Origin of the sequence: Variovorax atrisoli 110B (assembly GCF_000382045.1) — a bacterium.
GTDB classification, from domain to species: Bacteria; Pseudomonadota; Gammaproteobacteria; order Burkholderiales; family Burkholderiaceae_C; genus Variovorax; species Variovorax atrisoli.
In genome coordinates this window covers 213,044-238,359 of the sequence record NZ_KB907451.1, presented here as the reverse complement: position 1 = coordinate 238,359, position 25,316 = coordinate 213,044, and the positions used below count along the sequence as shown (strand labels likewise).

The window sequence follows — 25,316 nt, the reverse complement described above, 5'->3', positions numbered from 1 at the left end:
CGCTCGCTAGCTCAGTCGGAGTCAGTCGTCTCAGTCGTAGTTGGTGAAGCGGCTGGGCGCTTCGCCCGGTTGGCGCAGGGGTTCGTAGCGCTGGATGTTCTGCCGCAGCGTCTGCATGGGGCTCGAGCCGATGCTGGAGAAGCCGACGAATTCGAGCTGGAACATGATGCGCGTGTTCGCCGTCACCTGGCCGGTGGTGATGCGCTGCATCACCACGCGACCGATCCAGCAGCAGCCGTCGTACTCGAAGCCGAGCACGCCGTCGGTGAGTTTCTTGTCCTGCAGGCTGTAGTTGAGCCGGCCGACCGCATACCAGCGCCCGCCGCCCTGGCCCTTGCCGGGGCCGAGGTTCTTGCCCTTGTCGCCCCACAGGTCGTTCAGCGGCCACTGCCAGCCCACGTCGATCGACTTGTTGCCGTCGGTCGCGGTCGGGGTGCTGGGCGCCTGATAGCGGAAGGCCGCACTCAGGTTGTGGTACGGCTCGGGGTTGTAGCGCGCGCTGATGGCCGAGCGCTCGGACCGGCGGGTGTCGGGGTTGTACTGGACCAGCGTGTCCAGGCTCCACTTGGGCGTCCAGTTGATCGTGGCGCCCAGCAGCAGGTCGCTCGCTCGGTCGGTCACCGGCGTGCCGCCCGGCAGCGTGACCTTCTGGTCGCTGAAGCGCAGGCGCTGCGCGATGCCGAAGCGCGCGGCCTCGACGCCGGTGTCCGGGTCGATCAGGCGGGAGGTCACGCCCAGCGTGAGCGCATTGGTGTCGGAAATGCGGTCGCCGCCCGAGAACGCGTTCTCGGTGTAGATGGTCGCGAAGCTGAAGTCGTTGGCCGCCGAGTCGTAGTTCGGCAGCATGCTCTGGTTGCGGTAGGGCGTGTACACGTAGTACGCGCGCGGCTCCAGCGTCTGGCGGAAGGCGCGGCCGAAATAGCTGGCGTCGCGCTCGAAGGTCATGCCGCTGTCGAGGCTGAAGGTCGGCACCACCCGGTTGCTGGACGTCGGGAAGAAGTACAGCGAACTCGGGTTGTAGACCTGTCCGTTGACGTACTGCACGCCATTGAGCGTGAGCTTCGGAATATCGGCCTGCGGCAGGTAGTAGTTGTACGAAGCCGCGTTCAGGATCAGCTTCGGGATGACGTACGTGCTCGGCGTGATGAAGGGCCGGCTGATCGTCGCCACGGCCATGGCGCGGTCGCCGTCGGGCTGAGACTGCTGGTTGACGTCGTAGCCGAGCTGCGTCGGCGAGAGCTTGTTCACGCGGAAGCGCGTGTAGTCGAGGTTCAGCGCGACGTCGAAGCCGTGCCAGTCGTACTTGCTGTAGTTGGCCGTGATCTGCGGCATCCGGTCGTACGACGGCGTGATCGGCGACAGGTTGTACTGCAGGTTCTGGTACTTGAGCGTGCGGATCATGCCGCTCCAGTCGCCCTTGCTCCAGTTCAGCGAGGCGTCGTTCGGCAGCTGGCGCTGCGCGAGCGAGGGCGTGCGGGTGAAGTCGCGCCAGTAGTCGTCGTCGCTCACCCGGTTGATGGTGACGTTGGCCGAGAGCGAATCGAGGCCGAGCGCCTTGGCGTCGAAGTCCTGGTGGTGCGTGAGCCACAGGCCCCAGCGCCGGGTGTTCTTCGGCGGGTTGGTCAGGCTGCCGGCCGTGATCTGCCCGTTGGCCAGCTGCTGGAGCTGGCTGGTGCGCAGCTCGTTGTAGCGGTCGCCCACGAGGCGGTCGCTGCCCATCAGGTCGAGGCGGATCTCGCCCTTGTATTGCTTCTCGAGGTAGCGGAACTCGTTGCTGAAGTTGACGCCGCGCTTGCTCATGATCGTCGGCGTGAACGTGGCGTCGCGGTTGGGCGCGATGTTCCAGTAGTACGGCTGCGCGATCTCCAGGCCGTTGATGTTGTCGATGCCGATGGTGGGCGGCAGCAGGCCGGTCTTGCGGTCGTTCGACAGCGGGAAGCTCACGCTCGGGATGGGCGGCGTGCTGATGCCCATGAAGCTCAGGCGCGCGTTCTTCGCCACGCCCTCGTTCTCCTCGGTGTCGGTGGTGATCGAGGTCGCGGTCAGCAGCCAGGCGGGCATCCAGCCGGGGAAGTCCTCGCGGCGGCAGGTGGTGTAGGTGGCTTCGCGGGCGATGGAGACGTTGGCGTCGACGAAGTCGATGCGCTTGGCCTCGCCGTGCGCCTCGTTCGCGAGGAACTGGTAGCGCACGTTGTTGAAGAAGCCCTCGAAGGTCTCGAGCTTGAGCTGCAGCTCGGGGCCTTCATAGACGTTGCCGGCCTGGTTGACCCGCACGTTGCCGGTGGCCTTGGCGCGGTCGTCGGGCTGGTAGTACTCGAGCCGGTCGGCGGTGATGGACACCGCGCCGCGGCGCAGCGTGGCGTTGCCCTCGACCACGGTCTCGAGGTCGGGCCGGCCGGAGATGCGGTCGCCGGTGACCAGGCTGGGCATCTGGCCGCGGTCGGCGGGCGTCAGGGTCTCGGTGAGCTGCGGCGTGCGCTTCAGCGTGAGCGGGGCGTCGGCGAGATTGCCGGCCGTCTGGGCCGAGGCGCCGTGCACATGGATCAGCGCCAGCGACAGCACGGCCAGCGGCAGGGGCGGCACGCCCGGGCGCCGCGGACGCGGGGCGGCGACACGACGTCGGCTCATCAGGCCTCCCGCCCGGCCGTTCCGAGGAAAGCCGGCGACTCTCCCGTGGAGAGCAGCGAGCGCACAAGGTGCCAAGCGTGAGGGCTTTGGGTCGTAGGCATCGGTTCGGAACGAAAGGTCGTCGGGGGACGGCGCGGCAGGCCGGCGGGTTGCAGGGGCCGGTGGCGATCCGCATCGGCCGGAAGCCGGCCAAGGGGGATTGCCGCGCCAGGCGGATTTGTAGAATCGATTATCCATGACAGCACCCCCGCCCCCGGCCGCATTGGCCCCAAGCCGCCCCGCCGAAACCATTGCCTGGACGGATCCGCAGCGGGCCGAAGCGTTCCGAGGCTGGCTGGCGGCCGTCGCGCCGCGCCACGCGCTGCGGCCCGAAACCGTGAGGCTCGCCTCGGCCGACGCGAGCTTCCGCCGCTACTTCCGGCTCGACACCACCGACGCTGCCACCCCCACGCGCATCGTCATGGACGCCCCGCCCGACAAGGAAAACAGCGCCCCCTTCGTGCAGGTGGCCGGACTGATGGCCACGGCCGGCGTGCTGGCCCCCACGGTGCTCGAATGGGACGAGCCCAACGGCTTCCTGCTGCTGGACGACCTGGGCCGCCAGACCATGCTGGACGTGATCGATCCGACCCGCCCGGAGGCCGCCCGCCCGCTCTACGACCAGGCCATCGACGCGCTGGTCCGCTGGCAGCTTTCCTCCAGGCCCGGCGTGCTTCCCCCCTACGACCGGGCGCTGCTGGAGCGCGAACTGGCCCTCTTCCCCGAGTGGTACATCGGCCGCCACCGCGGCATCGCCGTCGAGGGCAAGCTGAAGGAGCGGCTCGAGCGCAGCTTCAAGCTTATCGTCGAGAGCAACCTCGCGTCGCCCAGCGTCTACGTGCACCGCGACTTCATGCCGCGCAACCTGATGGTGGATGCGGCCCCCACGCCCGGCGGCGACTCGGGCGCTGCTCTCGGCGTGCTCGACTTCCAGGACGCGGTGTACGGCCCCATCACCTACGACATCGCCAGCCTGATGCGCGACGCCTTCCTGAGCTGGGACGAGGAGTTCGTGCTCGACGTCACCATCCGCTACTGGCAGGCGGCGCGCAAGGCCGGGCTGCCGGTCGACGAGGACTTCGGCGCCTTCTATCGCGCGGTCGAGTGGATGGGCCTGCAGCGCCACCTGAAGGTCGCCGGCATCTTCGCGCGCCTCACGCTGCGCGACGGCAAGCCGCGCTACCTGGCCGACACGCCGCGCTTCATCGCCTACATCCGCGCCACCGCGAGCCGTTATTCGGAACTGACGCCCCTGTCGCGGGTGATCGACGAGATCGAGGGCACCTCGGCCATCACCGGCTACGCCTACGGCCGTGTCTGAAGGCGAACTGAAAAAGCACCACCCTGCGGCGCCCGCGCAACGGCCGCTCGCAGCTATCGATTCCGGAGCATGCCGCGTTTCCATTGTTCAGTGCCGTTGAGCGTCGGCGCCAGCCTGGCGCTGCCGGCAGGCGCCGCGCGCCATGTGCAGGTGCTGCGGATGCAGCCCGGCGATGCCCTTACGCTGTTCGATGGCGCGGGCGGCGAGTACGCGGCCACGGTCGAGCGCATGGGCCGCAGCGACGTCTCGGTGACGGTCGGCGCGCACCTCGCCGTGGAGCGCGAAGCGCCGCGCGCGGTGCATCTCGCAGTCGGCATGCCGGCCAACGAGCGCATGGACTGGCTGGTCGAGAAGGCGACCGAACTCGGCGTGGCGAGCATCCAGCCGCTGGCCACGGCCCACGGCGTGCTGCGCCTGGCCGGCGAGCGTGCCGAGAAGAAGCGTGCGCACTGGGAAGCCATCGCCGTCGCGGCCTGCGAGCAATGCGGCCGCAACCGCGTGCCGGCGATCCATCCGGTGCAGCCTTTCGCGACCTGGCTCGAAACCCGGCGCGAGCCGGCCGTGCGCCTGGTGCTGAGCCTGGCCGAGGGCACGCGCGGCATCGCGGCCATCGCCCCGGGCGACCAGGGCGCGACCGTGCTGAGCGGCCCCGAAGGCGGCCTGAGCGCCGCAGAGGAGCAGCAGGCCATCGCCCGAGGCTTCGCTCCCGTCACCCTCGGCGCGAGGGTGCTGCGTGCCGAGACGGCGGCGCTGGCCGCGCTGGTGGCCTTGGCCGGCCTCTAGGCGGGCGAACAGTCAGGCGGAGCGCCGCCGGCGTGCCGGTGGGTGTTTTCCGCAACGCGCGCCCGGACAGCCTGAGAAACAATCGTTACTTCTTTAAGACAAAAGAAGGACTCCCGCGCCCATGTTCAAGTTGCCCGGCCTGCTGCGCCTCGCCCCTCTGACACTTGCCGCGACGCTGCTTTGCGCGGCTCAAGGCGCGCTCGCCCAGCCCCAGGCCGTCGCCCCGACGCCCGCTCAGGTCAGCCCCGAGATCGACCAGGCTTTCACCCAGCTGATGGCGTCCCCCCCCATCCAGAAGCTGCTGGACGCAGTCAGGGCCGACCACGACCGCTCGATCGAAGACCTGAAGATGCTCACAGAGATCGAAGCCCCGCCGTTCAAGGAGCACCGGCGCGCCGAAGCCTTTCTCGCCCGCATGAAGGCGCTCGGGCTGACGAGCGCGAAGATCGACGCCGAAGGCAATGTGGTCGGCCTGCGCAGGGGCACGGGCAACGGGCCCAAGCTGCTGATCTCGGCCCACCTCGACACCGTGTTCCCCGCCGGCACCGACGTGAAGGTCAAGGAGCGCGACGGCCGGCTCCATGCGCCGGGCATCGCCGACGACACGCGCGGCCTCGCAGTGCTGCTGTCGTGGCTCAAGGTGCTCAACGACAACAGGATCCAGACGGTGGGCGACCTGATGTTCGTCGCCAACGTGGGCGAGGAAGAACTCGGCAACCTGCGCGGCATGAAGGCGATCTTCCGCGACCACCTCGACATCGACGGCATGGTGGGGCTCGAGCCTTCGGCGCCCGGCTCGGTGCTGGTGCTGGGCACCGCGAGCCACCGCTACGAGGTCACTTTCCAGGGGCCCGGCGGGCACAGCTTCGGCGCCTTCGGGCAGGTGCCCAGCGCGATCCACGGCATGGGCCGCGCCATCGCGAAGATCGCCGACATCCGCACGCCGAGTTTCCCGAAGACGACGTTCACCGTCGGCACCGTGAGCGGCGGCACGTCGGTGAACACCATCGCGCCCGATGCGCGCATGGCCATCGACATCCGTTCGGACGACATGGCCTCGCTGCTGGAGACCGAGAAGAAGATCCTTGCGGCCATCGACGAAGCCGTGGTCGAGGAGAACAGGCGCTGGAACGTCAGCACGCTGAGCGTGAGCACCAAGCTCATCGGCGAGCGCCCCGGAGGCCGTACGCCGCCCGACTCGCCGATCGTCGAGGCCGCGATCCGCTCGAACGCCGCCTTCGGCAACAGGACGCTGCTGCGCGGCGGCAGCACCGACGCCAACGTGCCGATCTCGCTGGGCGTGCCGGCGATCATCGTGGGCGGCGGAGGAAGGGCCTCGGGATTCCATTCGCTGAGCGAGTCCATTGACATGACAGATGCGTGGAAAGGCGCGCAGAATTCGCTCGTCACCGTGCTCGGCCTGGTGGGCGTGCAGGGAGTCAGCCCCGCGCTGCTCGCCAAACGGACGGCACGTACCAAGTAATTTGTCACGTTGCCGGTTCGAAAGTGGCGTGGCACTTTCGACTTACGGTCCGCGGCATTTAACAATGTTGGCGGTTCTGTCACACATCAAGGAAACAGCCATGGGATTGCTCGATTCGGTACTCGGCCAGGTGCTCGGAGGCGCTGCGCAACAGCAGCAGCCGCAAGGTGGAGGCCTCGGCGGTCTGGGTGATCTGGGCGGCCTGGCCGGCGCGCTGGGCGGCCTGCTCGCCAACAACGGCAGCGTGGGTGGCCTGGGTGGCCTGGTCTCGAAGTTCGAGCAGGCCGGCATGGGCGACGTCATCGGCTCTTGGATCGGCAAGGGAGAAAACCAGCCCGTCACCGGCGACCAGCTGCAGAACGCGCTGGGCAGCGACACCATCGCGAGCATCGCATCCAAGCTCGGCATCAATGCGCAGACGCTCCTGCCAATGCTGGCCACCATGCTGCCGGCGCTCATCGACCAGCTCACGCCCCACGGCAAGGTCCCCGACCAGGGGCTGGGCAACCATGACGACCTGCTGGGCTCGCTCAGCGGTCTGCTGCAAGGCAAGCAGTCCTGAACCGGACTGCCTTCTCCAGCGTTCGAGCGCCCGCGAGGGCGCTTTTTTTTGGCCCGCGCGTGTTGGCCGACAATCCCTGCGGCATCAACGGAGAGCAATGGCATGGCGGGCAGTCGCAAGTCGAAGGGAGAAGACGAGAAGAAAGAGGGCGGCCTCGACGCGCGGCCCGACGGCAAGGTGCGGTGGTCCAAGAGCATGCGCGACGCGCTCGCGCGGTTCAACGACCGGCCCTGCGGCCAGTGCGGCGGCTCGCTCTCCGACGAACGCAGCCTGGCCGACAGCCTCGACTTCTTCCGCCGCCACCGCTCCAGCTTTTATCCCCCGCGCGCCGCGCGGCTGCGCATGCTCGAGATGCATGGCGCTGCGGCAGCCGAGCTCCTCTTCGAGCCCTCGCCGCAGAAGGAAGCCGTCACCGACCTGCTGGCCATCCATGACGCGGAGGTGGTGCGCTTCTTCGTCGCGCAGGTCAAGCAGATCGACTGCAAGAACGCACTGGTGAAGCAGGCGGCGCGCTGGCCGCTCTTCGTGCTGCGCGAACTGCTGTCGGCGAACCCGGCTCGGCACCAGGCCGGGGCCGCGCTGATCCTGGAGCTGCTCGCGGCGAACCCCGAATGGCAGAAGCCGCTCGAGGCCTCCTGCGACGAGGCGCAGCGCAAGACGCTCGCGCGCCTGCAGGAAGACGGCTCTCCCGGCGTGGCCGACGCATCCGCCGACGACTGGCCCGCGCTGCTGCGCCGCCCCCCATGGAAGAACCGGCAGGCGCTGCCCGTCATTCCGGTGCTGGCGCTGCAGCCGCTGCCACCGACAGCGCGGCTGCATTGGGCCGACCTGCAGCCGCCGCAGTACCTGCAGGCCACGGGCGACCTGTCCGACTGGCTGGCGCGCGAGGTGCGCGTCTCGCGCGACCGCTCGAACCAGTGGATGACCGAGTTCCCGCGCCACCAGCCCGATGCGCCCGACGCCATCCGCGAAGGCGGCAGCGTGCACAAGGCGCTGTGGATGCTGGGCCTGCGCCCCGAGCTCGTCGACGACGTGGCCGCCGGGCGCCGCGAGATCGCCGGACCCGAGGATTTCGGCCCGCTCCCGGGCACGCGCTGGGGCGTGGCCGAATACATCTGGCAGCTGCCCGCGCCGCTGGCCGTGGCGGCGTTCACGCACGGGCCGGCCGTCGATCACTTCATGGGCGACGTGGCGCGCGTGCGGCCCATCCTCCACGCCCTCGGCGCGGACGCGCTGCCGGGGCTGCCGCGCTTTCTCAAGCAGGGCTCGCGCGCGATGTTCGAGCTGGCGTCGGTCATCGAGTGGGACCCGCTCGCCGGCTGGATCGCCAGGGGCTTCCACACCAACCGCTGGGTGCGGCGCGAGGCGGCCGCATGGCTGGAGCGCTACCCCGACACCGCAGCGCGCGGGCTCGTCCCCATCGCGCTGGGCGAGCCCGGCGCCGCGCATGAATCGGCACAGGCCGCGTTGCGCTGGCTGCACGACAACGGCCATGCCGATGCGGTGCGTGCGCAGGCGCAGGCCTACGGCGCCGAAGCCGCCGACGCAGTGGCGCAGCTGCTGTCCATCGCGCCCGAGGACGTGCTGCCCGACAGCCTGCCCGCGGTGCCGAAGACGCTGCCGCTGCCGACGCTGCCCCGGCTGATCCTCGCCAAGGACGGCCTCGCGCTGCCGCAGGCCGTGGTGCCCGACGTGCTGATGGCGATGATGCTCGGCAAGGCCGACGCGCCCTATCCGGGGCTCGCCGGGCTGCTGGAGGCGATCACGCCCGACTCGCTGGCACGCTTCGGCCGCGCGCTGCTGGCCTGGTGGATCGGCAACGGCCGCCCGAGCAAGGAACGCTGGATGTTCGCGCTGCAGGGCCGCCTGGGCGACGGCGAGACCGCGCGCCAGCTCTACGGCCTGCTGCGCCAGTGGCGCGCCGCGCTGGACCGCGTGCGCGCCTACGACGCCATGGCCATGCTCGGCGAGATCGGCAGCGACGCCGCGCTGATGCACCTGGCCGAACTCTCGCGCCAGACCCGCTACGACGACCTGCGCACCCGCGCCGACCGCATGCTCGGCGAAGTGGCCGAACAGCGCGGCCTGAGCCTCGACCAGCTGGCCGACCGCACCGTGCCCGAGCTCGGCCTCGATGTCCGCGCGCGCCTCACCCTGGACTTCGGCTCGCGCAGCTTCGAGGTGCGCATGGACGACAGCTTCCAGCCCGTCGTCCACGATGCGAAGGGCAAGGTGCTCAAGACGCTGCCCAAGGCCGGCGCGAACGACGACCCCGGCAAGGCGGCCGCCGCAACGACCCAGCTCAAGGAACTGCGCAAGCTCGCGAAGACCGTCGCCACCACGCAGATCAGGCGGCTCGAAGCCGCGATGTGCGCGCAGCGCCGCTGGAGCCCCGACGAATTCATGCCCTTCTTCGCCAACCATCCGGTGCTGCGCGTGTTCAGCCGGCCGCTGGTCTGGGGCCTGTTCGATGCCGCCGACAGGCTGCAGGGCACGTTCCGCGTCACGGCGGAAGGCGAGCTGGCCGACCTGAACGACGACCCGGTGAAGCTGGCGGAGAACGCGCGCATCGGCCTGCCGCATCCGCTGGACTTCGCAGCGCTCGATGCCTCGCTCGCGGCCGCATGGGGCCAGGTGCTGGCCGACTACGAGCTGCTGCAGCCCTTCGAGCAGCTCTCGCGCCAGTCCTTCGTGCTCGACGATGCGCTGCGCGCCGGCCGCGAGCTGCCGCAATGGGCCGGCCGCGCGGTGTCGAACGCCGCGCTCATGGGCCTGGAGACGCGCGGCTGGGTGCGCGAGATCGGCGACGGCGGCATGGTCAACGCCTTCAACAAGGGCGTGCCCGGCGAGGGCCAGGTCCGCCTGCAGCTGGAGGAAGGCTGGTTCGTGCAGGACAGCCCCGACGGCAAGGCGCTCCAGACCGTGCTCGGCGTGGCGCTCACCGGCACCGAGCGCACGCTGGGCGACCTGCCCGCCATCGCCTTCAGCGAGATCGAGCGCGACCTGCAGCGCGCGATACGAGAGACCGCACCATGAACCGCAACCTCTGGCTGCTCGCCATCTGCCAGGGCCTGCTGCTGACGAACAACGTCACCTTCATCGCCATCAACGGCCTGGTGGGCCTGGCCATCGCTCCGCGCGGCTGGATGGCCACGCTGCCGGTGATGAGCTACGTGATCGGCGGCGCGCTCTCCACCGGGCTGGTGGCGCGCACGCAGCAGCGCTTCGGCCGGCGCGGCTCGTTCCAGACCGGTCTGGCTGTGGCGCTGGTGTCGGCGCTGCTGTGCTGCTTCGCGGCCGTCACCAGGAACTTCTGGCTGCTGTGCTTCGCCACCGTCATCGCGGGCTACTACAACGCCAACGCGGGGCTCTACCGCTTCGCCGCGGCCGAACTGGCGGCGCCGGAATGGCGCGAGAAGGCGGTGTCGATGGTGATGGCCGGCGGGCTGATCGGCGCCGTGGCCGGGCCCAACCTCGCCAAGGCCACGCGCGAGGCCTTCGCCGTGCCTTTCGCGGGCGCCTACATCGCGCTCGCCGCGGTGGCGCTGCTGTCGATGGTGGTGATGCACTTCATCGAATTCCCGCCAGCGCCCGCGCGCAAGGAGTCGGGCGGCGGACGCTCGCTGTCGGAGATCGCGCGGCAGCCCGTGTTCATCGTGGCGGCCGCAGCCGGCGCGCTGGGCTATGGCGTCATGAACCTGCTGATGGCCGCGACGCCGATCGCGATGCAGATCTGCAGCCTGCCCTTCTCCGACGCCGCGCTGGTGCTCGAATGGCACGTGATCGGCATGTTCGCGCCGGGCTTCTTCACCGGCCACCTGATCCGCCGCTTCGGCGCACTGCCGGTGATGGGCGTGGGGCTGCTGCTGAACCTCGGCTGCATCGCCGTCGCGCTCTCGGGCGTGGAACTGCATCACTTCATCGTGGCGCTGTTCCTGCTGGGCGTGGGCTGGAATTTCCTGTTCACCGGCAGCACCACGCTCTCGCTCACCGCCTACGCGCCCGAGGAGCGCGACCGCGCCCAGGGCGCGCTCAACTTCTGCGTGTTCGCCACGCTGGCGCTGACCTCGTTCGCCTCGGGCGTGCTGGTGACCACGCAGGGCTGGCAACTGCTGAACGTCGGCTCGCTGGTGCCGGTGGTGCTGACCGGTGCGGCGCTGCTCTGGCTGGCGCGCCGCAAGCGCGCCGTCAGATCCGCGGCGGAAAGCGCCGGTTGAGCCAGCGCTGCAGGGCCTCGAAGACCGGCTCGGCTTCGAGCTCGTTGAAGATCTCGTGGTACAGGCTGTCGAAGCAGTGCGCCTCGACCTTGCCGCCGGGCGTCGCCGCCGAGGCGAAGGCGCGGCTGGCCGCGGGGCGCACGAGGCGGTCGTCGCCCGCGTAGAGCAGCAGCGTCGGCACGGGCCAGTCCGGGGCCTGCTGCAGCACGGTCTGCCCCTCGTACGCGAGGAAGCGCGCGAGGCGCCCGCCGATGCGGTCGTGCGTGAGCGGGTCGTCGCGATAGGCCTGCACCACGGCCGGATCGTGCGAGAGGAAGTTGTCGTCCAGGCCGTTGCCCACGCGCAGCCCGGGCGCGATGCGCGGCAGCACCGCGAGCAGCATCTTCTGGAAGCCGCTCAGCCCCGGGTCGAGCCCCGGCGAGGAGAGCACCAGCGCATCGACCTGCCGCACGCCGCGCGCGACCAGGCTCGCCGCCACCAGGCCGCCGAGGCTGTGGCCCAGCAGCACCAGCGGCAGGCCGGGGTTCTCGCGGCGCGCGTCGTCGATGACCAGCGCGAGGTCATCCACCAGCCGCAGCTCGCTCGGCAGGCCGCCGCGCGGGCCGCTGGATTCGCCGTGCCCGTAGTGGTCGTGCGCCCACACCGCGAAGCCCCATTCGTGCAGGTACTCGGCCAGGCCGTGGTAGCGGCCCGCATGCTCGCCGAGCCCGTGGACCACGACGACCACGGCGCGCGCCGGGCCGGGCGCGGGCAGCCGGCGCAATGCGAGCGTCTCGCCGCCGGGCGTGGACAGCGAAACGCGCTGGGGCAGAGGCAGCGCCTCGCTCAAGCGGCCACCGGCTCCGATGCTGCTGCGCGGTGCGCGGCCGGCAATGCGGCGATCACTTCGGCCACGGCAGCAGTGAGCTTCTTGGCATAGGGCACGTGCAGGAACTCGTTGGGGCCGTGCGCATTGCTCTTCGGGCCGAGCACGCCGCAGACCATCATCTGCGCCTTCGGGAAGCCGGCACTGAGCATGTTCATCAGCGGGATGGTGCCGCCCTGGCCGATGTAGCCGCAGGAAGCGCCGAAGTGCGCCTTCGAGGCCTTGTTGAGCGCGTCCTCGAACCACGGCGTGATGGTGGGTGCGTTCCAGCCGGTGGCGCCGCCGTTGCTCTCGAAGGTGACGCGGGCCTGGTAGGGCGCGTTGTCCTCCAGCAGCGTCTTGAGGTTCTGCACGGCCTCGGCCGCGTCCACCAGCGGGGGCAGGCGCAGCGACAGCTTGAAGGCGGTGTAGGGACGCAGCACGTTGCCCGCGTCCTTCAGCGCCGGGAAGCCTTCGGCACCGGTCACCGACAGCGTGGGCTTCCAGGTGCGGTTGAGCAGCGCCTCGACCGGGTCGGTGGTGGTGGGCAGCGCGAACACGGTCGAGCCGCCGCAGTCGTAGTGCGCCCACGGGAAGCGCTTGTAGACCTCCTCACCGAGGATGGCGGCGGTGGCCTTGGCCTGCGCGAGGCGGTCGGCGGGCACTTCGCAGTGGAAGCTCGCGGGCAGCAGGCGGCCGGTGGCGCTGTCCTCGAGCCTGTCGAGCACCTGCCGCATGATGCGGAAGCTGGAGGGCACGAGGCCCGAGGCGTCACCCGAGTGGATGCCCTCGGTCAGCACCTCGACCTTGAGCGTGCCGCTGGCCATGCCGCGCAGCGACGTGGTGAGCCACAGCTGGTCGTAGTTGCCGGCGCCGGAGTCGAGGCAGATCACGAGCTCGACGTTGCCCAGGCGCGGGCGCAGCGCGTCGACGTAGGGCAGCAGGTCGTAGGAGCCGCTTTCCTCGCAGGTCTCGATCAGGCCGACGATGCGCGGATGCGTCGCGCCCTGGTTCTTGAGCGCCTGCAGCGCGGCGATGCTGGCGTACACCGCGTAGCCGTCGTCGGCACCGCCGCGGCCGTAGAGCAGGCCGTTCTCGTACTTGGGCGTCCAGGGGCCGAGGTCGTTGCGCCAGCCGGTGAACTCGGGCTGCTTGTCGAGATGGCCGTACATCAGCACGGTCTCGCCCATGTCGGTGCCGGTGGCCGGCACTTCGAAGAACAGCACCGGGGTGCGGCCCTCCAGGCGCACGATCTCGAGCTTCAGGCCCTCGACCTTCTGCGCCTCGACCCACGCGGCGGCGTTGCGCAGCACCGTCTCGAGATAGCCGTTGGCCGACCAGTCCTTGTCGAAGCCGGGCGACTTCGCGGGGATGCCGATGTAGTCGGTGATTTGCTTGAGGATGTCGCCGTCCCATTGGGCGGTGACGTCGGACAGGGCGCGCTCGGCGTCGAGCGTGCCGGCGGGCATTTCGCGGTGCAGGGGGGCGTTCATCGGTGGGTTCTCCGCGGGTGACGAAAGAAAGGACGCATTTTGCGCCTTGGAGCGACCGCGCGTAGAGTGCGGGCGATCTCAACCCGGAGGGCCACGTGAGCAAGGCAAACATCAAGGTGGGCATCGGCGGCTGGACCTACGAGCCCTGGCGCGACAACTTCTATCCCAAGGGGCTCGCGCATGCGAAGGAACTCAACTACGCGAGCCGCAAGGTCAGCGCCATCGAGATCAACGGCACCTACTACAGCACCTTCAAGCCCGAGACCTTCCGCAAGTGGCACGACGACACGCCCGACGACTTCGTGTTCTCGATGAAGGCCTCGCGCTTCGCGACCAACCGCAAGCTGCTGTCGGGCGCGGGCGACTCCATCAAGCGCTTCATCGACAGCGGCGTGGCCGAGCTCGGCGACAAGCTCGGGCCGATCGTGTGGCAGTTCATGCCGACCAAGCAGTTCGATGCGGAGGACTTCGAGGCTTTTCTCGCGCTGCTGCCGAAGAAGGAGGGCAGCCGCGCGCTGCGCCACGTGATGGACGTGCGGCACGAGAGCTTCATCGTGCCCGCCTACAAGGCGCTCGCGAAGAAGTACAAGGTGTCGACGGTGTTCACCGACGCCGACAAGTTTCCGTCCTTCGAAGAGCCCGAAGGCGACATCGCCTACGCGCGGCTGATGATGGCCGACGCCAAGCTGAAGCTGGGTTATGCGCCGAAGGCCCTCGACACCTGGGCCGAGCGCGCGCAGGGGTGGGGCACGTCGCCGAAGAAGCGCGACGTGTTCGTCTACTTCATCAACGGCGCAAAGGAAAAGGCACCGGCTGCTGCCGGTGCCTTGCTGGAGCGTCTTGGATGGACCGCGCCTGCCACGTGAAAGGCGCCCGTGGGCGCCACCGGGCCGCTCCCCGGGCGGTCCGCGCCATCCCCCTCGAGGGATGGATTTACACGCAGCGAAGCGAAGTGAAAAGCCGGGGGGCCGACTTCAGGCCGCAGCCTGCAGCGAGGGCTTGGCGGCGCCGAAGCTGATCTCGCCGGAGATCTGGCCGCCTTCCTCGATCACGATCTTGCCGTAGCGGATCTTGCCCGTGACCTTGCCGGTCGAGTGGATGACGAGCTTCTCGCGCACGGTGAGGCTGCCGTCGAACACGCCGCGGATCTCGGCGATGTCGATCTCGGCGGAGCCCTTGAACGCGCCCTGCTCGGCGATCTGCATCAGGCGCGAGTCCATGGTGGCTTCGACCAGGCCTTCGACCACGAGCGTGTCGCAATCGGTGATCTCCACGCCCTTGAGCTTGATGTTGGGACCGACGGTCAGCTTGCTGCCGCCTTCCTTGGCCGGCGCGGTCGCGGGGGTGTTCAGGCCGCCTTGCTGTGCGGTGAGCGAAGAAGGATTGACGGGGCTTCCGGAGAGGTTGGTGCCCGAGCCGACGAGCGGCGCGGGGCGCGATGTCAACGAATCGGTGTCACGATCACGCTTGCCGAAGAAGGGGGACTGTGTAGCCAAAGGGGAGCTCCTCATGAAAGGGACTATCGTAAGAACGCACTCACGGCCTGCGGCACTTCATTGCGCAAGAAGCGTAACTGAATAAGTCGATCGCGCGCATGACAATGTGACGCCATGACCCGCCAGAACACCGCAGCCGACGCCACGCCTTCCACCATGCCCGCATCGCGAGCCATGTCGGCCTCTTCGGACTCGCGCTTCGACAAGCCCGCGCACGGCTGGCGGCGCACGCTCTTCACGGTGATCTTCGAGGCCGACACGCGCGCAGGGCTGTGGTTCGACCTCGCGCTGATCGCGGTGATCGTGGCGAGCGTGCTCGTGGTGATCCTCGACAGCGTGCAGTCCATCCGCGAGCAGTGGCGCTCGGTGTTCAACGTGCTCGAATGGGTGTTCACGGCGCTCTTCACGCTGGAGTACATCGCGCGGCTGAGCTGCGTGAACAGGCCGCTGCGCTACGCGACGAGCTTCTACGGCGTGATCGACCTGCTCGCGCTGCTGCCGACCTTCCTCGTGGTCTTCGCGCCGGAGATGGGGCTGGGCTATCTCATCGACGTGCGCATCCTGCGACTGCTGCGCGTGTTCCGCATCTTCAAACTATCGCGCTACTCGGTCGAGTACCGCGCGCTGGTCTCGGCGGTGGCGGCGAGCCGGCGGAAGATCACCGTGTTCGTCGGCTTCGTGATGCTCGTGGTGCTGGTGATGGGCACGCTGATGTACGTGGTCGAGGGGCCGCAGCACGGCTTCACCAGCATTCCGGTGGCGGTCTACTGGGCGATCTCGACGATGGCCACCGTGGGCTTCGGCGACCTCGTGCCCAAGACCGACCTCGGCCGCGCGATCGCCTCGGTGATGATGCTGGTGGGCTGGGGCGTGCTCGCGGTGCCGACCGGCATCGTGACCGCCGAGATGGCGCGGCGCGGGAGCGACGACGAACCGGCCGTCCTGCCGGTGGCGCAGCGCGGCGTTCTCGCGATGGTCGAGCCGGCACCCGCGGTCCGGGCGAAGAGGCTCACTCCTGCGGCCAGACGACGCGCCCTTGCGCAGCATCGCCGAGGCGCGCGATGAAGGCGTCGGCCTCCGGCTCCGGCAGCGAGAATGCGAAGGCTACGTCGTCGCCGTGCTGCACGCCCTCGAGCACCGCGCCCGCGGCAGCGAGCTCGCGCCGCACCAGCCCTTCGAGCGCATAGGGCACCAAGCAGCGCAGGCTGCGCTGGCGCAGGAGCGGCACCAGCGTGGCGCCGAGCAGGGCCTGCGCGACCGCATCGGTGTAGGCCCGCACGAGCCCGCCCGCGCCCAGCTTCACGCCGCCGAAGTAGCGCACCACGGTCGCGAGCGCACCCTCGACCTGCTGGTGGCGCAGCACTTCCAGCATCGGACGTCCTGCGGTGCCGCCGGGCTCGCCGTCGTCGTTCGCGGCCGACTGCCCGCCCGCCATGAGGGCCCAGCACACGTGCGCCGCCGCGGGATGCTCGGCACGCAGCGAGGCGACCACGGCCAGTGCCGCCGCGCGGTCGGCCACCGGCTGCACGCAGCCGATGAAACGGCTCTTCTTGATGACGAGCTCGCTGTGGACCGGCTGTGCGAGCGTGAAGCTCATCGCGCGATCAGCCGCCGCCGCGCTCGAACTTGAAGACGGCCGTGCTGGCGCGCGCGTTGGGCAGCCAGCGCACGTCGCGGCCGTTCTGCAGCCCGAAGGCGTCGAGGATGCGAAGGTTGTTCTTGCCGGCCAGCACCTCGAAGTCCTTGAAGGTGCCGACGCGGATGTTGGGCGTGTCGTACCACTGGTAGGGCAGGCGGCGCGTGACGGGCATGCGCCCGCGCGCCACGCTCAGGCGGTTGGGCCAATGCGCGAAGTTGGGGAAGGCGACGATGCCGATGCGGCCCACGCGCGCTGTCTCGCGCAGCATGACCTCCGCATTGCGCAGGTGCTGCAGCGTGTCGATCTGCAGCACCACGTCGAACGAGGCGTCGTCGAACATCGCGAGGCCTTCGTCGAGGTTGAGCTGGATCACGTCGACGCCGCGGCGGATGCACTGCAGCACGTTGCCGTCGGCGATCTCCACGCCGTAGCCGGTGCAGCCGCGCTCGCGCTGCAGCAGGTCGAGCAGGGCGCCGTCGCCGCAGCCGAGGTCAAGCACGCGCGAGCCCTGCGGCACGAGCTCCGCGATGAGTCTTTGGTGTTCGAGGTCGCTCATTGCTGGAACTCCTTGGCGACACGCTCGAAGTAGGAGCGCACCACGCCCATGTAGCGCACGTCGTCGAGCAGGAAGGCGTCGTGGCCATGCGGCGCATCGATCTCGGCGTAGCTCACGTTGCGGCTGTTGTCGAGCAGCGCCTTGACGATCTCGCGGCTGCGCGCGGGCGAGAAGCGCCAGTCGGTCTTGAAGCTCACGAGCAGGAACTTGGCGCGCGCCTGGGCCAGCGCGGCGCTGAGCTTGCCGCCGTGGTTGCGCGCGGGGTCGAAGTAGTCGAGCGCGCGGGTGATCAGAAGGTAGGTGTTGGCGTCGAAGTACTCGCTGAACTTGTCGCCCTGGTAGCGCAGGTAGCTCTCGATCTGGAACTCGACGTCCTGCGTGGAGTAGCGGTAGTCCGCGCCTGCCGCCTCGCCTTCCACCGCGCTGCGCAGGATGCGGCCGAACTTGGCGTTCATCACGTCGTCGCTGAGGTAGGTGATGTGGCCGATCATCCGCGCGATGCGCAGGCCGCGCTTGGGCACCACGCCGTGTTCGTAGAAATGGCCGCCGTGGAAATCGGGGTCGGTCACGATGGCGCGGCGTGCCACTTCGTTGAACGCGATGTTCTCGGCCGTGAGGTTGGGCGCGCTGGCCACCACCACGGCGTGGCGCACGCGCTCGGGATACTGCAGCGTCCACGAAAGGGCCTGCATGCCGCCGAGGCTGCCGCCCATCACGGCGGCGAGCGTCTCGATGCCGAGCGCGTCGAGCAGCGCGGCCTGGGCGTCGACCCAGTCCTCGACCGTCACCACGGGGAAGTCGGCGCCGTAGACGCGGCCCGTGGCGGGGTTGACGTGCATGGGGCCGGTCGAGCCGAAGCAGGAGCCGAGGTTGTTGACGCCGATCACGAAGAAGCGGTCGGTGTCGACCGGCTTGCCCGGACCCACCATGTTGTCCCACCAGCCCTCGGAGCGGGCCTGCCCCTGGTAGACGCCGGCGACGTGGTGCGATGCGTTGAGCGCGTGGCACACGAGCACGGCGTTGCTGCGATCGGCGTTCAGGGTGCCGTAGGTTTCGTAGGCGAGCGTGTAGTCGCTGATCGATGCGCCGCTGCGCAGGGCCAGCGGGCCTGCGAACTGCATCGACTGCGGAGTGACGACCAAAGGTGGCGACGAAGACATGAATGAAAAAACCCGGCCTCGCCAAAAACGAGCCGGGTTGTTCGCCAACTGACTGTCTTTAGCTGCATTTATCAAGCGCCCGCAAGCTGAAGCAAATCGGCGCAGAGAGAGTATATCCCCCAGGCTTCGCGCACTGCGTGTCGCTTCGCCTGCCCCCTTGGGAAGGGGGCAACACCTGCGGCCCGGCAAGGCCGGTTCCGCGGTGTTCCTGGGAGGGGGACGGTGTTTTTTATATGCCGACGATCATGAGAACGCCGAGCACCAGGAAGATCGCTGCCGAGATGCCGTGCACGAGCTTGATCGGCACACGCCGCACGATCTTCTCGCCGAGCCACACCACGGGCGCGTTCGCCAGCATCATGCCCAGCGTGGTGCCCACGACCACCCAGAAGTAGTCGTGCGTGAAGCGGGCGGCGAGCATGACGGTGGCGATCTGGGTCTTGTCGCCCATCTCGGCGAGGAAGAACGCGACGACCGTGGTGCCGAAGACGCCGAACTTCGATGCGCCAGGGGCGTCATCGTCGTCGAGCTTGTCGGGAATCAGCATCCAGACGGCCATCGCGATGAACGAGCCGCCCAGTATCCAGCGCAGCACCTCGGGTCCGAGCCAGCGAGTGAGGTAGTTGCCGACCGCGCCCGCGAGCGCGTGGTTGATGACGGTGGCGGCGAAGATGCCGAGGACGATCGGCCAGGGTTTCCTGAAACGCGCGGCCAGGAGAAGGGCCAGGAGCTGGGTCTTGTCGCCCATTTCCGCGAGCGCGACGACGCCCGTTGCTACGAGAAAAGCTTCCATGATGACGTGGGGTTCCTTGGGCCGAAGGACGCAATTGACCGTGCAACACCTTCGGCCATATTCCCGAAGTTGCACGGTCAAAGGTCTCGCCAGGTGTTTTTCACTGCACGCGCCATATCCTGGTGGGACAGGACAAGTCTGTTGACGCGGGCCCTTCTCGCAGATCGGAAGGCGGCTACTCCCCAATGACGATCGGAATTCTACATGCAGGCACGGATGTAGGGCGAAGGACTTCGCTCCATCATGAGAGTATGCGCAAACTTCCGAATTGTTTTGACAGGTGCTACCTCAAGAAGCAAATTCCCGCTTGCAATTCGGATATTTCACCCATAATGCACGAGCCTCCCTCTTCAATTTGGTCGGGAGGCAGTTCGGTGATCGGTCAGTTTCGCGCGACTCGACGCTCTCGTTTGAGTGATGCTTTCGGGACTCCATCGCTTTTCTTGATGTGTTTATAGGAGTCCCTTGATGGGCAACAAACTGTACGTCGGCAACCTGCCTTACTCGGTGCGCGACGGAGATCTCGAACAAGCCTTCGGGCAGTTCGGCGCCGTGACCAGCGCCAAGGTCATGATGGAACGCGACACCGGTCGCTCGAAGGGCTTCGGCTTCGTCGAGATGGGCAGTGACGCGGAAGCACAGGCCGCAATCAACGGCATGAACGGCCAGCCCCTGGGCGGCCGCAGCGTCGTCGTCAACGAAGCACGTCCGATGGAAGCCCGTCCTCCGCGCAGCGGCGGCTACGGCGGCGGTGGTGGTGGTGGTGGTTATGGCGGCGGTGGTGGCTACGGCGGCGGTGGTGGTGGCGGCTACGGTGGTGGCGGTCGCTCCGGCGGCGGTGGCGGCTACGGCGGCGGTGGCCGCAGTGGTGGCGGCGGCGGTGGTGGCGATGGCGGTTTCCGCAGCCCCTACGGCGCAGGCCCCCGTGGCGGCGGCCGCTCGGGCGGTGGCGGTGGTTACGGCGGCGGCAACAGCGGCTACTGAACCCTGCGACACTCCTCCAAAGCACACTCAGACTGAAAAGGCTCCCTCGGGAGCCTTTTTCTTTGCCTGTCCACTTATCTGCTTGTTTGCGTGTCTGCCGGTGGATTCGGTCCGACCGGATGCGATCAGGCCGCCGAGTTTCTTCAGGCTTCGCCGCTTCGCTTCTTGCGCTCGCGCCCCTGCACGACCCGGTCGAGCACGGCGTTCGGCAGCATGCGCATGATCTTCGCGACCACACCCATCTGCCAAGGGATCACGCGATAGCTGGTGCCGGCCTCGATGGCACGCAGCGCCTGGGCGGCGAAGTCTTCCGCCTTCATGAGGAAGGGCATGCCATAGCGGTTGCCCTGCGTGAGCGGCGTGTCGATGTAGCCCGGGCACAGGGTGACGACCTTGACGCCGCTCTTGTGCAGTTCGCCGCGCAGGCTCTCGCAGTACGCCACCACGCCGGCCTTGCTGGCGCAGTAGGCGCCGTGCCCCGGCAGTCCGCGGATGGAGGCCACGCTGCCGATGCCAACCAGCCGCCCGCTGCCGCGCCGGACCATCGCCCGCACGAAGGGATGGAAGGTGGCCATCAGGCCCACGTTGTTGGTGGCGAAGGTGCGCGCCATCACGTCGATGTCCTCGCGCTCCCCCGTGTCGATGCCGACGCTGATGCCCGCATTGGCGATCACCACGTCGGGCAGGCCCTGCTGTTCGATGCACGCGTTGCCGGCGGCGACGATGCTGTCGGTCTGGGCGACGTCGGCACCGTAGACCCGGTAGCGGTCGGGGCTCAGCCGGCGGGCGCTCGCCCACGATTCGATCTCTCCCGTGCGCCGCGCGACCAGCGCCAGCCGGTAGCCCGCGTCGTAGAAGCTCGCGGCCAGTGCCTGGCCGATGCCGCTGGAAGCGCCGGTGATGAAGACGAGCGGGGAGCTGCCGTTGGCCATGCGACGAATCTTCCTCAGCGCTTCTTGGCCGGCGCGGGAGCCGCGGCAGCTGCCGCCGACGGGATCAGCACGCCGCGCACCCGGCCGTTCAGGTTGGCCACGCCGCTGAGGTTGTCGTAGTCGAGCGTGTCGCCGGTGAACTGGTCGGTGCCGCGGATGAGCGTGACCGGCTTGTTCGAGGTGACGCGCTCGGTGTCGACATAGGCATGCAGGAAATCGCCGCGGAACTCCAGCTGCGGCGTGGGCTTGCCGTTCGGTCCCACGGAGGGGTCGCGGATGACGATCGCATTGCCGAAGAGCTGGATCTCGCTGCCGTCGGAATTCGACAGCCCGCGGTCGGCGCTGCCGCGCGTCACGAGCCCCTCGGGGGACACCGAGCGCATGCGCACTTTGTCGATCTCGATGGTGTCGGTGTCGGGGTAGTGCCGGCCTTCGACGCCGTGCAGCTCGCTGCGCAGGTCGCCGTTGGGCAGGAAGTTCTTGATGACGAAGTCGCGCATGAAGTAGTCGGGCTCGTGCGTGGGCGCGACCTTGGGAGTGGGCTCCAGCAGCTTGGGCGCGTTGCGCACCAGCCAGTAGGTGCCGAGCGCGACGGCGGCCGTCAGGATGATCGGCAGGTAGATCGTGGCGCGGTCGAGGCCGTCGCGCACCATGCCCCATGCGCGTTTCACGCCGCTCATGCGATCGGCCCCCGGGCCGCGTCGAGCATGACGCGGTACTGGCCGCAGGCCGTGAGCAGCAGGTCGCAGAACTCCCGCGCCGCGCCTTCGCCGCCGCGGGCCTTGGTCACGTAGCGCGCGATGCCGCGCACTTCCGCATGGGCATTGGCCGGCGCCGCCGGGAAGCCCACGCGCGATAGCACCGGCAGGTCGGGCCAGTCGTCGCCGATGGCCGCGGCCTGCGCCCAGCCGAAGCCGAGCTGGTCGAGCATCGCCTGCGCTGCGGGCAGCTTGTCTTCGGTGCCGTAGCGCACGTGCTCGATGCCCAGCGCCTCCAGGCGCACGCGCAGCGGCTTGGAATCGCGCCCGGTGATCACCGCCGGCACGATGCCCGCCTTGCGCAGCAGCTTCAGGCCGTAGCCGTCGAGGATGCTGAAGCGCTTGAGCGTCTCGCCGTGCTCGGTGAAGTACACGCCGCCGTCGGTCAGGACGCCGTCGATGTCGAAGAAGGCGATGCGCACGTCCTGCGCGGCGAGCAATGCCTCGGCCTGGAACTCGAGCGGCATCAGATGACTTTCGCCCGCATCAGGTCGTTGGTGTTGATCGCGCCGACGACCACGCCTTCGCCGTCGATCACGAACAGCCGCGTGATGCCGCACTGCTCCATGAGCTCGGCGGCCTCCACCGCCAGCGCGTCGACCCGGATGGTGCGCGGGTTGCGGTGCATGACCTCGGCCGCCCTCGGGCTGCGCAGGTCGGCGCCGGCCTCGATCAGCCGGCGCAGGTCGCCATCGGTGAAGATGCCCGAGGCACGGCCGTCGGGCTCCACCACGGCCGCGGCGCCGAAGCCCTTGTTGCTCATGGCGCGCATCAGCTCGCTGATGTTGGCGTCGGGCGCCACGCGCGGGACGTCGTCGCCCGAGCGCATGACGTCGCTCACGTGGGTGAGCAGCTTGCGTCCGAGCGCGCCGCCCGGATGCGAGCGCGCGAAGTCTTCCGAGCCGAAGCCGCGTGCGTCCAGCAGCGCCACGGCCAGCGCGTCGCCCATCGCCATCTGGGCGGTGGTGCTGGCGGTGGGGGCGAGGTTGAGCGGGCACGCTTCCTTGGACACGCCGGCGTCGATCACGATGTCGGCGTGGCGGGCAAGGGTGGATTCGGGGCGGCCGGTCATGGCGATCAGGGGCACGCCCTGGCGCTTGACGACCGGCAGGATGACGGTGAGCTCGTCGACCTCGCCGCTGTTGGAGATGGCGAGCACCAGGTCGACCGACTTGATCATGCCCAGGTCGCCGTGGCTGGCCTCGGCCGGGTGCACGAACATCGCCGGCGTGCCGGTGGAGGCGAGGGTGGCGGCGATCTTGCGGCCGACGTGGCCGCTCTTGCCCATGCCCATCACGACCACGCGGCCGCGCACTTCGAGGATCTTGCGCACGGCCTCGACGAAGCTCGGGCCGACGCGGCTCTTCAGGCCGGCAACGGCTTCGGCTTCGATGTCGAAGGTGAGGCGTGCCCGGGCCAGGATGGCCTCGGGATCGGCCACGGGGGCCGGGGCGGGACGGGAGCTCATCGCCGGATTTTACGGGCCCGCGGCTTGCCCCCGCGCCCGGCGGGCCCCTTGCGGCACGGGCACGCCGGCCAGCCTGCGCCGCGCGGCGCCCGGTGTCCTCACTGAGGCGGCGCGCACGGCTCTTGCTCTAGCATCGGCGTCTATGTCTTCGTTCGATCTCACGCTGTTGTATTTGCTGGCCGCGGTGATCGGCGTGGTGGCGTGCCGCTCCCTCAAGCTGCCGCCGATGCTGGGCTATCTGTCGGCCGGCGTGCTGATCGGGCCGCACGCCTTCGCGCTGGCCCAGAACACCGAGGGCATCCAGCACCTCGGCGAGTTCGGCGTGGTGTTCCTGATGTTCGTGATCGGGCTGGAATTCAGCCTGCCCAAGCTGCGCGCGATGCGAAAGCACGTGTTCGGCCTGGGCATGCTGCAGGTCCTGCTGACGATGGCACTCGCCACCGCCGGCGCGCTGCTGATGGCGCGGCTGCTGCCGCCCGCATGGCACCTGGGCTGGCAGACGGCGCTGGCGCTGTCGGGCGCGCTCACCATGAGCAGCACCGCCATCGTGGTCAAGCTGATGGCCGAGCGGCTCGAACTGGAGAGCGAGCACGGCAAGCGCGTGATGGGCGTGCTGCTGTTCCAGGACCTGGCGGTCGTTCCCCTGCTGGTGCTGATCCCCGCCCTGGGCGCGCCGCCGGAAGCGCTGGCCAAGGCGCTGGGCCTGGCGCTGCTGAAGGCGAGCTTCCTGATCGGCGTGCTGCTGTACGGCGGCCCGCGCGTGATGCGCTGGTGGCTCACGCTGGTGGCGCGCCGCCGCAGCGAGGAGCTCTTCATCCTGAACGTGCTGCTGATCACGCTGGGCCTGGCCTGGCTCACCGAACTGGCCGGCCTGAGCCTGGCGCTGGGCGCATTCATCGCGGGCATGCTGGTATCGGAAACCGAATACAAGCACCAGGTCGAGACCGACATCCGCCCCTTCCACGATGTGCTGCTGGGGCTGTTCTTCATCACGGTGGGCATGTCGCTCGACTGGCACATCGTGGTGGAGCGCTGGGTGCTGGTGGGCGTGCTGCTGCTGTTGCCGCTGGCCTTCAAGCTGGCGCTGGTGACGGTGCTGGCGCGGGTGCTGGGCGCCACCTCGGGCGTGTCGCTGCGCACCGGCCTGTACCTCGCGCAGGCCGGCGAGTTCGGCTTCGTCCTGCTGACGCTGGCCCAGGAGCGCAGCCTGCTGCCGCAATGGCTGGCCAACCCGGTGCTGGCCTCGATGGTGCTGTCGATGCTCGCGACGCCCTTCATCATCATGTACAGCAACGCCATCGTGCGAAAGCTCGTGGCCAGCGACTGGCTGCAGCAGTCGCTGCAGATGACGACCATCGCGCGCAAGACCATCAACACGGCGCAGCACGTGATCATCTGCGGCTACGGACGCTGCGGCCAGAACCTGGCGCGCATCCTGGAGCGCGAGGGCATCCCGTACATGGCGCTCGACCTCGACCCAGACCGCGTGCGGCAGGCCGCCGCCGCCGGCGACTCGGTGGTGTTCGGCGACGCGGCGCGGCTGCAGGCGCTGATGGCCGCGGGCCTGGCGCGGGCCAGCGCGGTGGTCGTGACCTACCTCGACGTGCCCGGCGCGATGAAGGTGCTGGCCAACACGCGCGCCCACGCGCCGCACGTGCCGGTGATCGTGCGCACGCAGGACGACCACGACCTCGAGAAGCTGCAGGCCGCCGGAGCGACCGAGGTGGTGCCCGAGGCCATCGAGGGTTCGCTGATGCTTGCGAGCCATGCGCTGGCACTCGTCGGCGTGCCGATGCGACGCGTGATCCGCGTGGTGCAGGACCAGCGCGACGCCCGCTACAACCTGCTGCGCGGCTACTTCCACGGTGCCGACGACGACAACGCCGACGAGATCGACCACGAGCGGCTCAACAGCTTCACGCTCGACGCCCGTGCGCGCGCCGTCGGACAGACGCTGTCGGGGCTCGGGCTGAATACGCTGGGTGTGCGCATCGCAAGCCTGCGCCGCCACGACGGCCAGCCGCGCCCGGTGGCCGACGACACGGTGCTGTCGGACGGCGACACCCTGGTGCTGTCCGGCAAGCCGGCCGCGCTGGCGATGGCCGTCGAGCGTCTGCAGAAGGGCTGAGCGGCGGCGCGCCGCCCCTGCCTTCTCGCCGC

General features: G+C 69.1%; 22 protein-coding genes and 1 riboswitch. Of the genes, 10 read left to right on the top strand and 12 right to left on the bottom strand.

The features are described 5' to 3' along the window. Positions 1-30: 30 nt before the first annotated feature. Complete coding sequence (locus G369_RS0109160; protein ID WP_019653694.1) at positions 31-2,628, bottom strand: LPS-assembly protein LptD; 2,598 nt, start codon at positions 2,626-2,628, stop codon at positions 31-33. A 235-nt stretch (positions 2,629-2,863) separates the two neighbouring features. Here G369_RS0109160 and G369_RS0109155 point away from each other — a divergent pair, with 235 nt between their 5' ends. The 6 genes from G369_RS0109155 (at position 2,864) to G369_RS0109130 (ending at position 11,033) form a co-directional block, all read left to right on the top strand. After that, positions 2,864-3,988, top strand: coding sequence for an aminoglycoside phosphotransferase family protein (locus G369_RS0109155; protein WP_019653693.1), 1,125 nt, complete (start codon positions 2,864-2,866; stop codon positions 3,986-3,988). 69 nt (positions 3,989-4,057) lie between these two features. Next, positions 4,058-4,771 carry a 16S rRNA (uracil(1498)-N(3))-methyltransferase gene (locus tag G369_RS0109150; protein ID WP_019653692.1) on the top strand — a complete coding sequence of 238 codons (714 nt, stop codon included), beginning with the start codon at positions 4,058-4,060 and terminating at the stop codon, positions 4,769-4,771. Between the two features lie 121 nt (positions 4,772-4,892). Next, complete coding sequence (locus G369_RS0109145) at positions 4,893-6,254, top strand: M20/M25/M40 family metallo-hydrolase (protein WP_019653691.1); 1,362 nt, start codon at positions 4,893-4,895, stop codon at positions 6,252-6,254. 100 nt (positions 6,255-6,354) lie between these two features. Next, on the top strand, positions 6,355-6,816 hold the full coding sequence (locus G369_RS0109140; RefSeq protein ID WP_020723009.1) for a YidB family protein: 462 nt from the start codon (positions 6,355-6,357) through the stop codon (positions 6,814-6,816). A 102-nt stretch (positions 6,817-6,918) separates the two neighbouring features. Further along, positions 6,919-9,852 (top strand): DUF4132 domain-containing protein, encoded by a 2,934-nt coding sequence (locus tag G369_RS0109135; protein WP_019653689.1) that lies wholly within the window; start codon positions 6,919-6,921, stop codon positions 9,850-9,852. Next, complete coding sequence (locus tag G369_RS0109130) at positions 9,849-11,033, top strand: MFS transporter (RefSeq protein WP_019653688.1); 1,185 nt, start codon at positions 9,849-9,851, stop codon at positions 11,031-11,033. The genes G369_RS0109135 and G369_RS0109130 overlap by 4 nt, the downstream gene beginning before the upstream one ends. On the opposite strand, the gene G369_RS0109125 is transcribed toward G369_RS0109130, so the two are convergent. After that, entirely contained in the window at positions 11,005-11,862 is an 858-nt protein-coding gene (locus tag G369_RS0109125; protein WP_019653687.1) for an alpha/beta hydrolase, read from the bottom strand. The genes G369_RS0109130 and G369_RS0109125 overlap by 29 nt on opposite strands. Next, on the bottom strand, positions 11,859-13,370 hold the full coding sequence (locus G369_RS0109120) for a M20 family metallopeptidase (protein WP_019653686.1): 1,512 nt from the start codon (positions 13,368-13,370) through the stop codon (positions 11,859-11,861). The genes G369_RS0109125 and G369_RS0109120 overlap by 4 nt, the downstream gene beginning before the upstream one ends. Before the next feature lie 95 nt (positions 13,371-13,465). Between G369_RS0109120 and G369_RS0109115 the strand changes: the two genes are divergently transcribed. Then, a complete protein-coding gene (locus G369_RS0109115) occupies positions 13,466-14,236 on the top strand; it encodes a DUF72 domain-containing protein (RefSeq protein WP_019653685.1) in 771 nt (256 codons plus the stop codon). 108 nt (positions 14,237-14,344) lie between these two features. On the opposite strand, the gene G369_RS0109110 is transcribed toward G369_RS0109115, so the two are convergent. Then, positions 14,345-14,866 carry a bactofilin family protein gene (locus G369_RS0109110; protein ID WP_019653684.1) on the bottom strand — a complete coding sequence of 174 codons (522 nt, stop codon included), beginning with the start codon at positions 14,864-14,866 and terminating at the stop codon, positions 14,345-14,347. A gap of 114 nt (positions 14,867-14,980) precedes the next feature. Between G369_RS0109110 and G369_RS0109105 the strand changes: the two genes are divergently transcribed. Beyond that, the gene (locus G369_RS0109105; RefSeq protein WP_019653683.1) at positions 14,981-15,931 is read left to right on the top strand and encodes an ion transporter; all 951 of its coding nucleotides are present in this window, start codon (positions 14,981-14,983) and stop codon (positions 15,929-15,931) included. Here G369_RS0109105 and G369_RS0109100 read toward each other — a convergent pair. The 4 genes from G369_RS0109100 to G369_RS0109085 all read right to left on the bottom strand — a co-directional run bounded on the left by G369_RS0109100 (position 15,876) and on the right by G369_RS0109085 (position 19,014). Beyond that, positions 15,876-16,463: an IMPACT family protein gene (locus G369_RS0109100; protein WP_019653682.1), complete on the bottom strand. Its 588-nt coding sequence runs from the start codon at positions 16,461-16,463 to the stop codon at positions 15,876-15,878. The two genes, G369_RS0109105 and G369_RS0109100, sit on opposite strands and share 56 nt — an antisense overlap. 7 nt (positions 16,464-16,470) lie before the next feature. Beyond that, complete coding sequence (gene metW / locus G369_RS0109095) at positions 16,471-17,061, bottom strand: methionine biosynthesis protein MetW (protein WP_019653681.1); 591 nt, start codon at positions 17,059-17,061, stop codon at positions 16,471-16,473. Continuing rightward, positions 17,058-18,221 carry a homoserine O-succinyltransferase MetX gene (metX, locus tag G369_RS0109090; protein WP_019653680.1) on the bottom strand — a complete coding sequence of 388 codons (1,164 nt, stop codon included), beginning with the start codon at positions 18,219-18,221 and terminating at the stop codon, positions 17,058-17,060. The genes metW and metX overlap by 4 nt, the downstream gene beginning before the upstream one ends. A gap of 229 nt (positions 18,222-18,450) precedes the next feature. Then, a complete protein-coding gene (locus G369_RS0109085; RefSeq protein ID WP_019653679.1) occupies positions 18,451-19,014 on the bottom strand; it encodes a TMEM165/GDT1 family protein in 564 nt (187 codons plus the stop codon). 17 nt (positions 19,015-19,031) lie between these two features. Beyond that, positions 19,032-19,210, bottom strand: a riboswitch (yybP-ykoY riboswitch). A gap of 272 nt (positions 19,211-19,482) precedes the next feature. On the opposite strand from G369_RS0109085, the gene rbp reads away from it, so the two are divergent. Next, a complete protein-coding gene (gene rbp / locus G369_RS0109080) occupies positions 19,483-19,998 on the top strand; it encodes an RNA-binding regulator (RefSeq protein WP_019653678.1) in 516 nt (171 codons plus the stop codon). Between the two features lie 143 nt (positions 19,999-20,141). On the opposite strand, the gene G369_RS0109075 is transcribed toward rbp, so the two are convergent. The 4 genes from G369_RS0109075 to G369_RS0109060 are packed head-to-tail and all read right to left on the bottom strand — an operon-like array spanning position 20,142 to position 23,156. Next, complete coding sequence (locus tag G369_RS0109075; RefSeq protein ID WP_019653677.1) at positions 20,142-20,930, bottom strand: SDR family oxidoreductase; 789 nt, start codon at positions 20,928-20,930, stop codon at positions 20,142-20,144. Positions 20,931-20,944: 14 nt separating this feature from the next. Continuing rightward, positions 20,945-21,610, bottom strand: a complete 666-nt coding sequence (gene lptC, locus G369_RS0109070) for an LPS export ABC transporter periplasmic protein LptC (RefSeq protein WP_019653676.1) — start codon at positions 21,608-21,610, stop codon at positions 20,945-20,947. Beyond that, complete coding sequence (locus G369_RS0109065) at positions 21,607-22,155, bottom strand: KdsC family phosphatase (protein WP_019653675.1); 549 nt, start codon at positions 22,153-22,155, stop codon at positions 21,607-21,609. The genes lptC and G369_RS0109065 overlap by 4 nt, the downstream gene beginning before the upstream one ends. Continuing rightward, the gene (locus G369_RS0109060) at positions 22,155-23,156 is read right to left on the bottom strand and encodes a KpsF/GutQ family sugar-phosphate isomerase (protein ID WP_019653674.1); all 1,002 of its coding nucleotides are present in this window, start codon (positions 23,154-23,156) and stop codon (positions 22,155-22,157) included. The genes G369_RS0109065 and G369_RS0109060 overlap by 1 nt, the downstream gene beginning before the upstream one ends. 142 nt (positions 23,157-23,298) lie before the next feature. Here G369_RS0109060 and G369_RS0109055 point away from each other — a divergent pair, with 142 nt between their 5' ends. Next, positions 23,299-25,284, top strand: coding sequence for a monovalent cation:proton antiporter family protein (locus G369_RS0109055; RefSeq protein ID WP_019653673.1), 1,986 nt, complete (start codon positions 23,299-23,301; stop codon positions 25,282-25,284). Positions 25,285-25,316: the final 32 nt, after the last annotated feature.

Bases quoted from the DNA above. Each gene is read 5' to 3' on its own strand.
- G369_RS0109060 (WP_019653674.1), bottom strand. From the start codon at position 23,156: ATGAGCTCCCGTCCCGCCCCGGCCCCCGTGGCCGATCCCGAGGCCATC.
- G369_RS0109130 (WP_019653688.1), top strand. From the start codon at position 9,849: ATGAACCGCAACCTCTGGCTGCTCGCCATCTGCCAGGGCCTGCTGCTG.
- G369_RS0109135 (WP_019653689.1), top strand. From the start codon at position 6,919: ATGGCGGGCAGTCGCAAGTCGAAGGGAGAAGACGAGAAGAAAGAGGGC.
- rbp (WP_019653678.1), top strand. From the start codon at position 19,483: ATGGGCAACAAACTGTACGTCGGCAACCTGCCTTACTCGGTGCGCGAC.
- G369_RS0109140 (WP_020723009.1), top strand. From the start codon at position 6,355: ATGGGATTGCTCGATTCGGTACTCGGCCAGGTGCTCGGAGGCGCTGCG.
- G369_RS0109160 (WP_019653694.1), bottom strand. From the start codon at position 2,628: ATGAGCCGACGTCGTGTCGCCGCCCCGCGTCCGCGGCGCCCGGGCGTG.
- G369_RS0109065 (WP_019653675.1), bottom strand. From the start codon at position 22,155: ATGCCGCTCGAGTTCCAGGCCGAGGCATTGCTCGCCGCGCAGGACGTG.
- metW (WP_019653681.1), bottom strand. From the start codon at position 17,061: ATGAGCGACCTCGAACACCAAAGACTCATCGCGGAGCTCGTGCCGCAG.
- G369_RS0109085 (WP_019653679.1), bottom strand. From the start codon at position 19,014: ATGGAAGCTTTTCTCGTAGCAACGGGCGTCGTCGCGCTCGCGGAAATG.
- G369_RS0109120 (WP_019653686.1), bottom strand. From the start codon at position 13,370: ATGAACGCCCCCCTGCACCGCGAAATGCCCGCCGGCACGCTCGACGCC.
- metX (WP_019653680.1), bottom strand. From the start codon at position 18,221: ATGTCTTCGTCGCCACCTTTGGTCGTCACTCCGCAGTCGATGCAGTTC.
- lptC (WP_019653676.1), bottom strand. From the start codon at position 21,610: ATGAGCGGCGTGAAACGCGCATGGGGCATGGTGCGCGACGGCCTCGAC.
- G369_RS0109150 (WP_019653692.1), top strand. From the start codon at position 4,058: ATGCCGCGTTTCCATTGTTCAGTGCCGTTGAGCGTCGGCGCCAGCCTG.
- G369_RS0109145 (WP_019653691.1), top strand. From the start codon at position 4,893: ATGTTCAAGTTGCCCGGCCTGCTGCGCCTCGCCCCTCTGACACTTGCC.
- G369_RS0109100 (WP_019653682.1), bottom strand. From the start codon at position 16,463: ATGAGCTTCACGCTCGCACAGCCGGTCCACAGCGAGCTCGTCATCAAG.
- G369_RS0109105 (WP_019653683.1), top strand. From the start codon at position 14,981: ATGACCCGCCAGAACACCGCAGCCGACGCCACGCCTTCCACCATGCCC.
- G369_RS0109075 (WP_019653677.1), bottom strand. From the start codon at position 20,930: ATGGCCAACGGCAGCTCCCCGCTCGTCTTCATCACCGGCGCTTCCAGC.
- G369_RS0109155 (WP_019653693.1), top strand. From the start codon at position 2,864: ATGACAGCACCCCCGCCCCCGGCCGCATTGGCCCCAAGCCGCCCCGCC.
- G369_RS0109055 (WP_019653673.1), top strand. From the start codon at position 23,299: ATGTCTTCGTTCGATCTCACGCTGTTGTATTTGCTGGCCGCGGTGATC.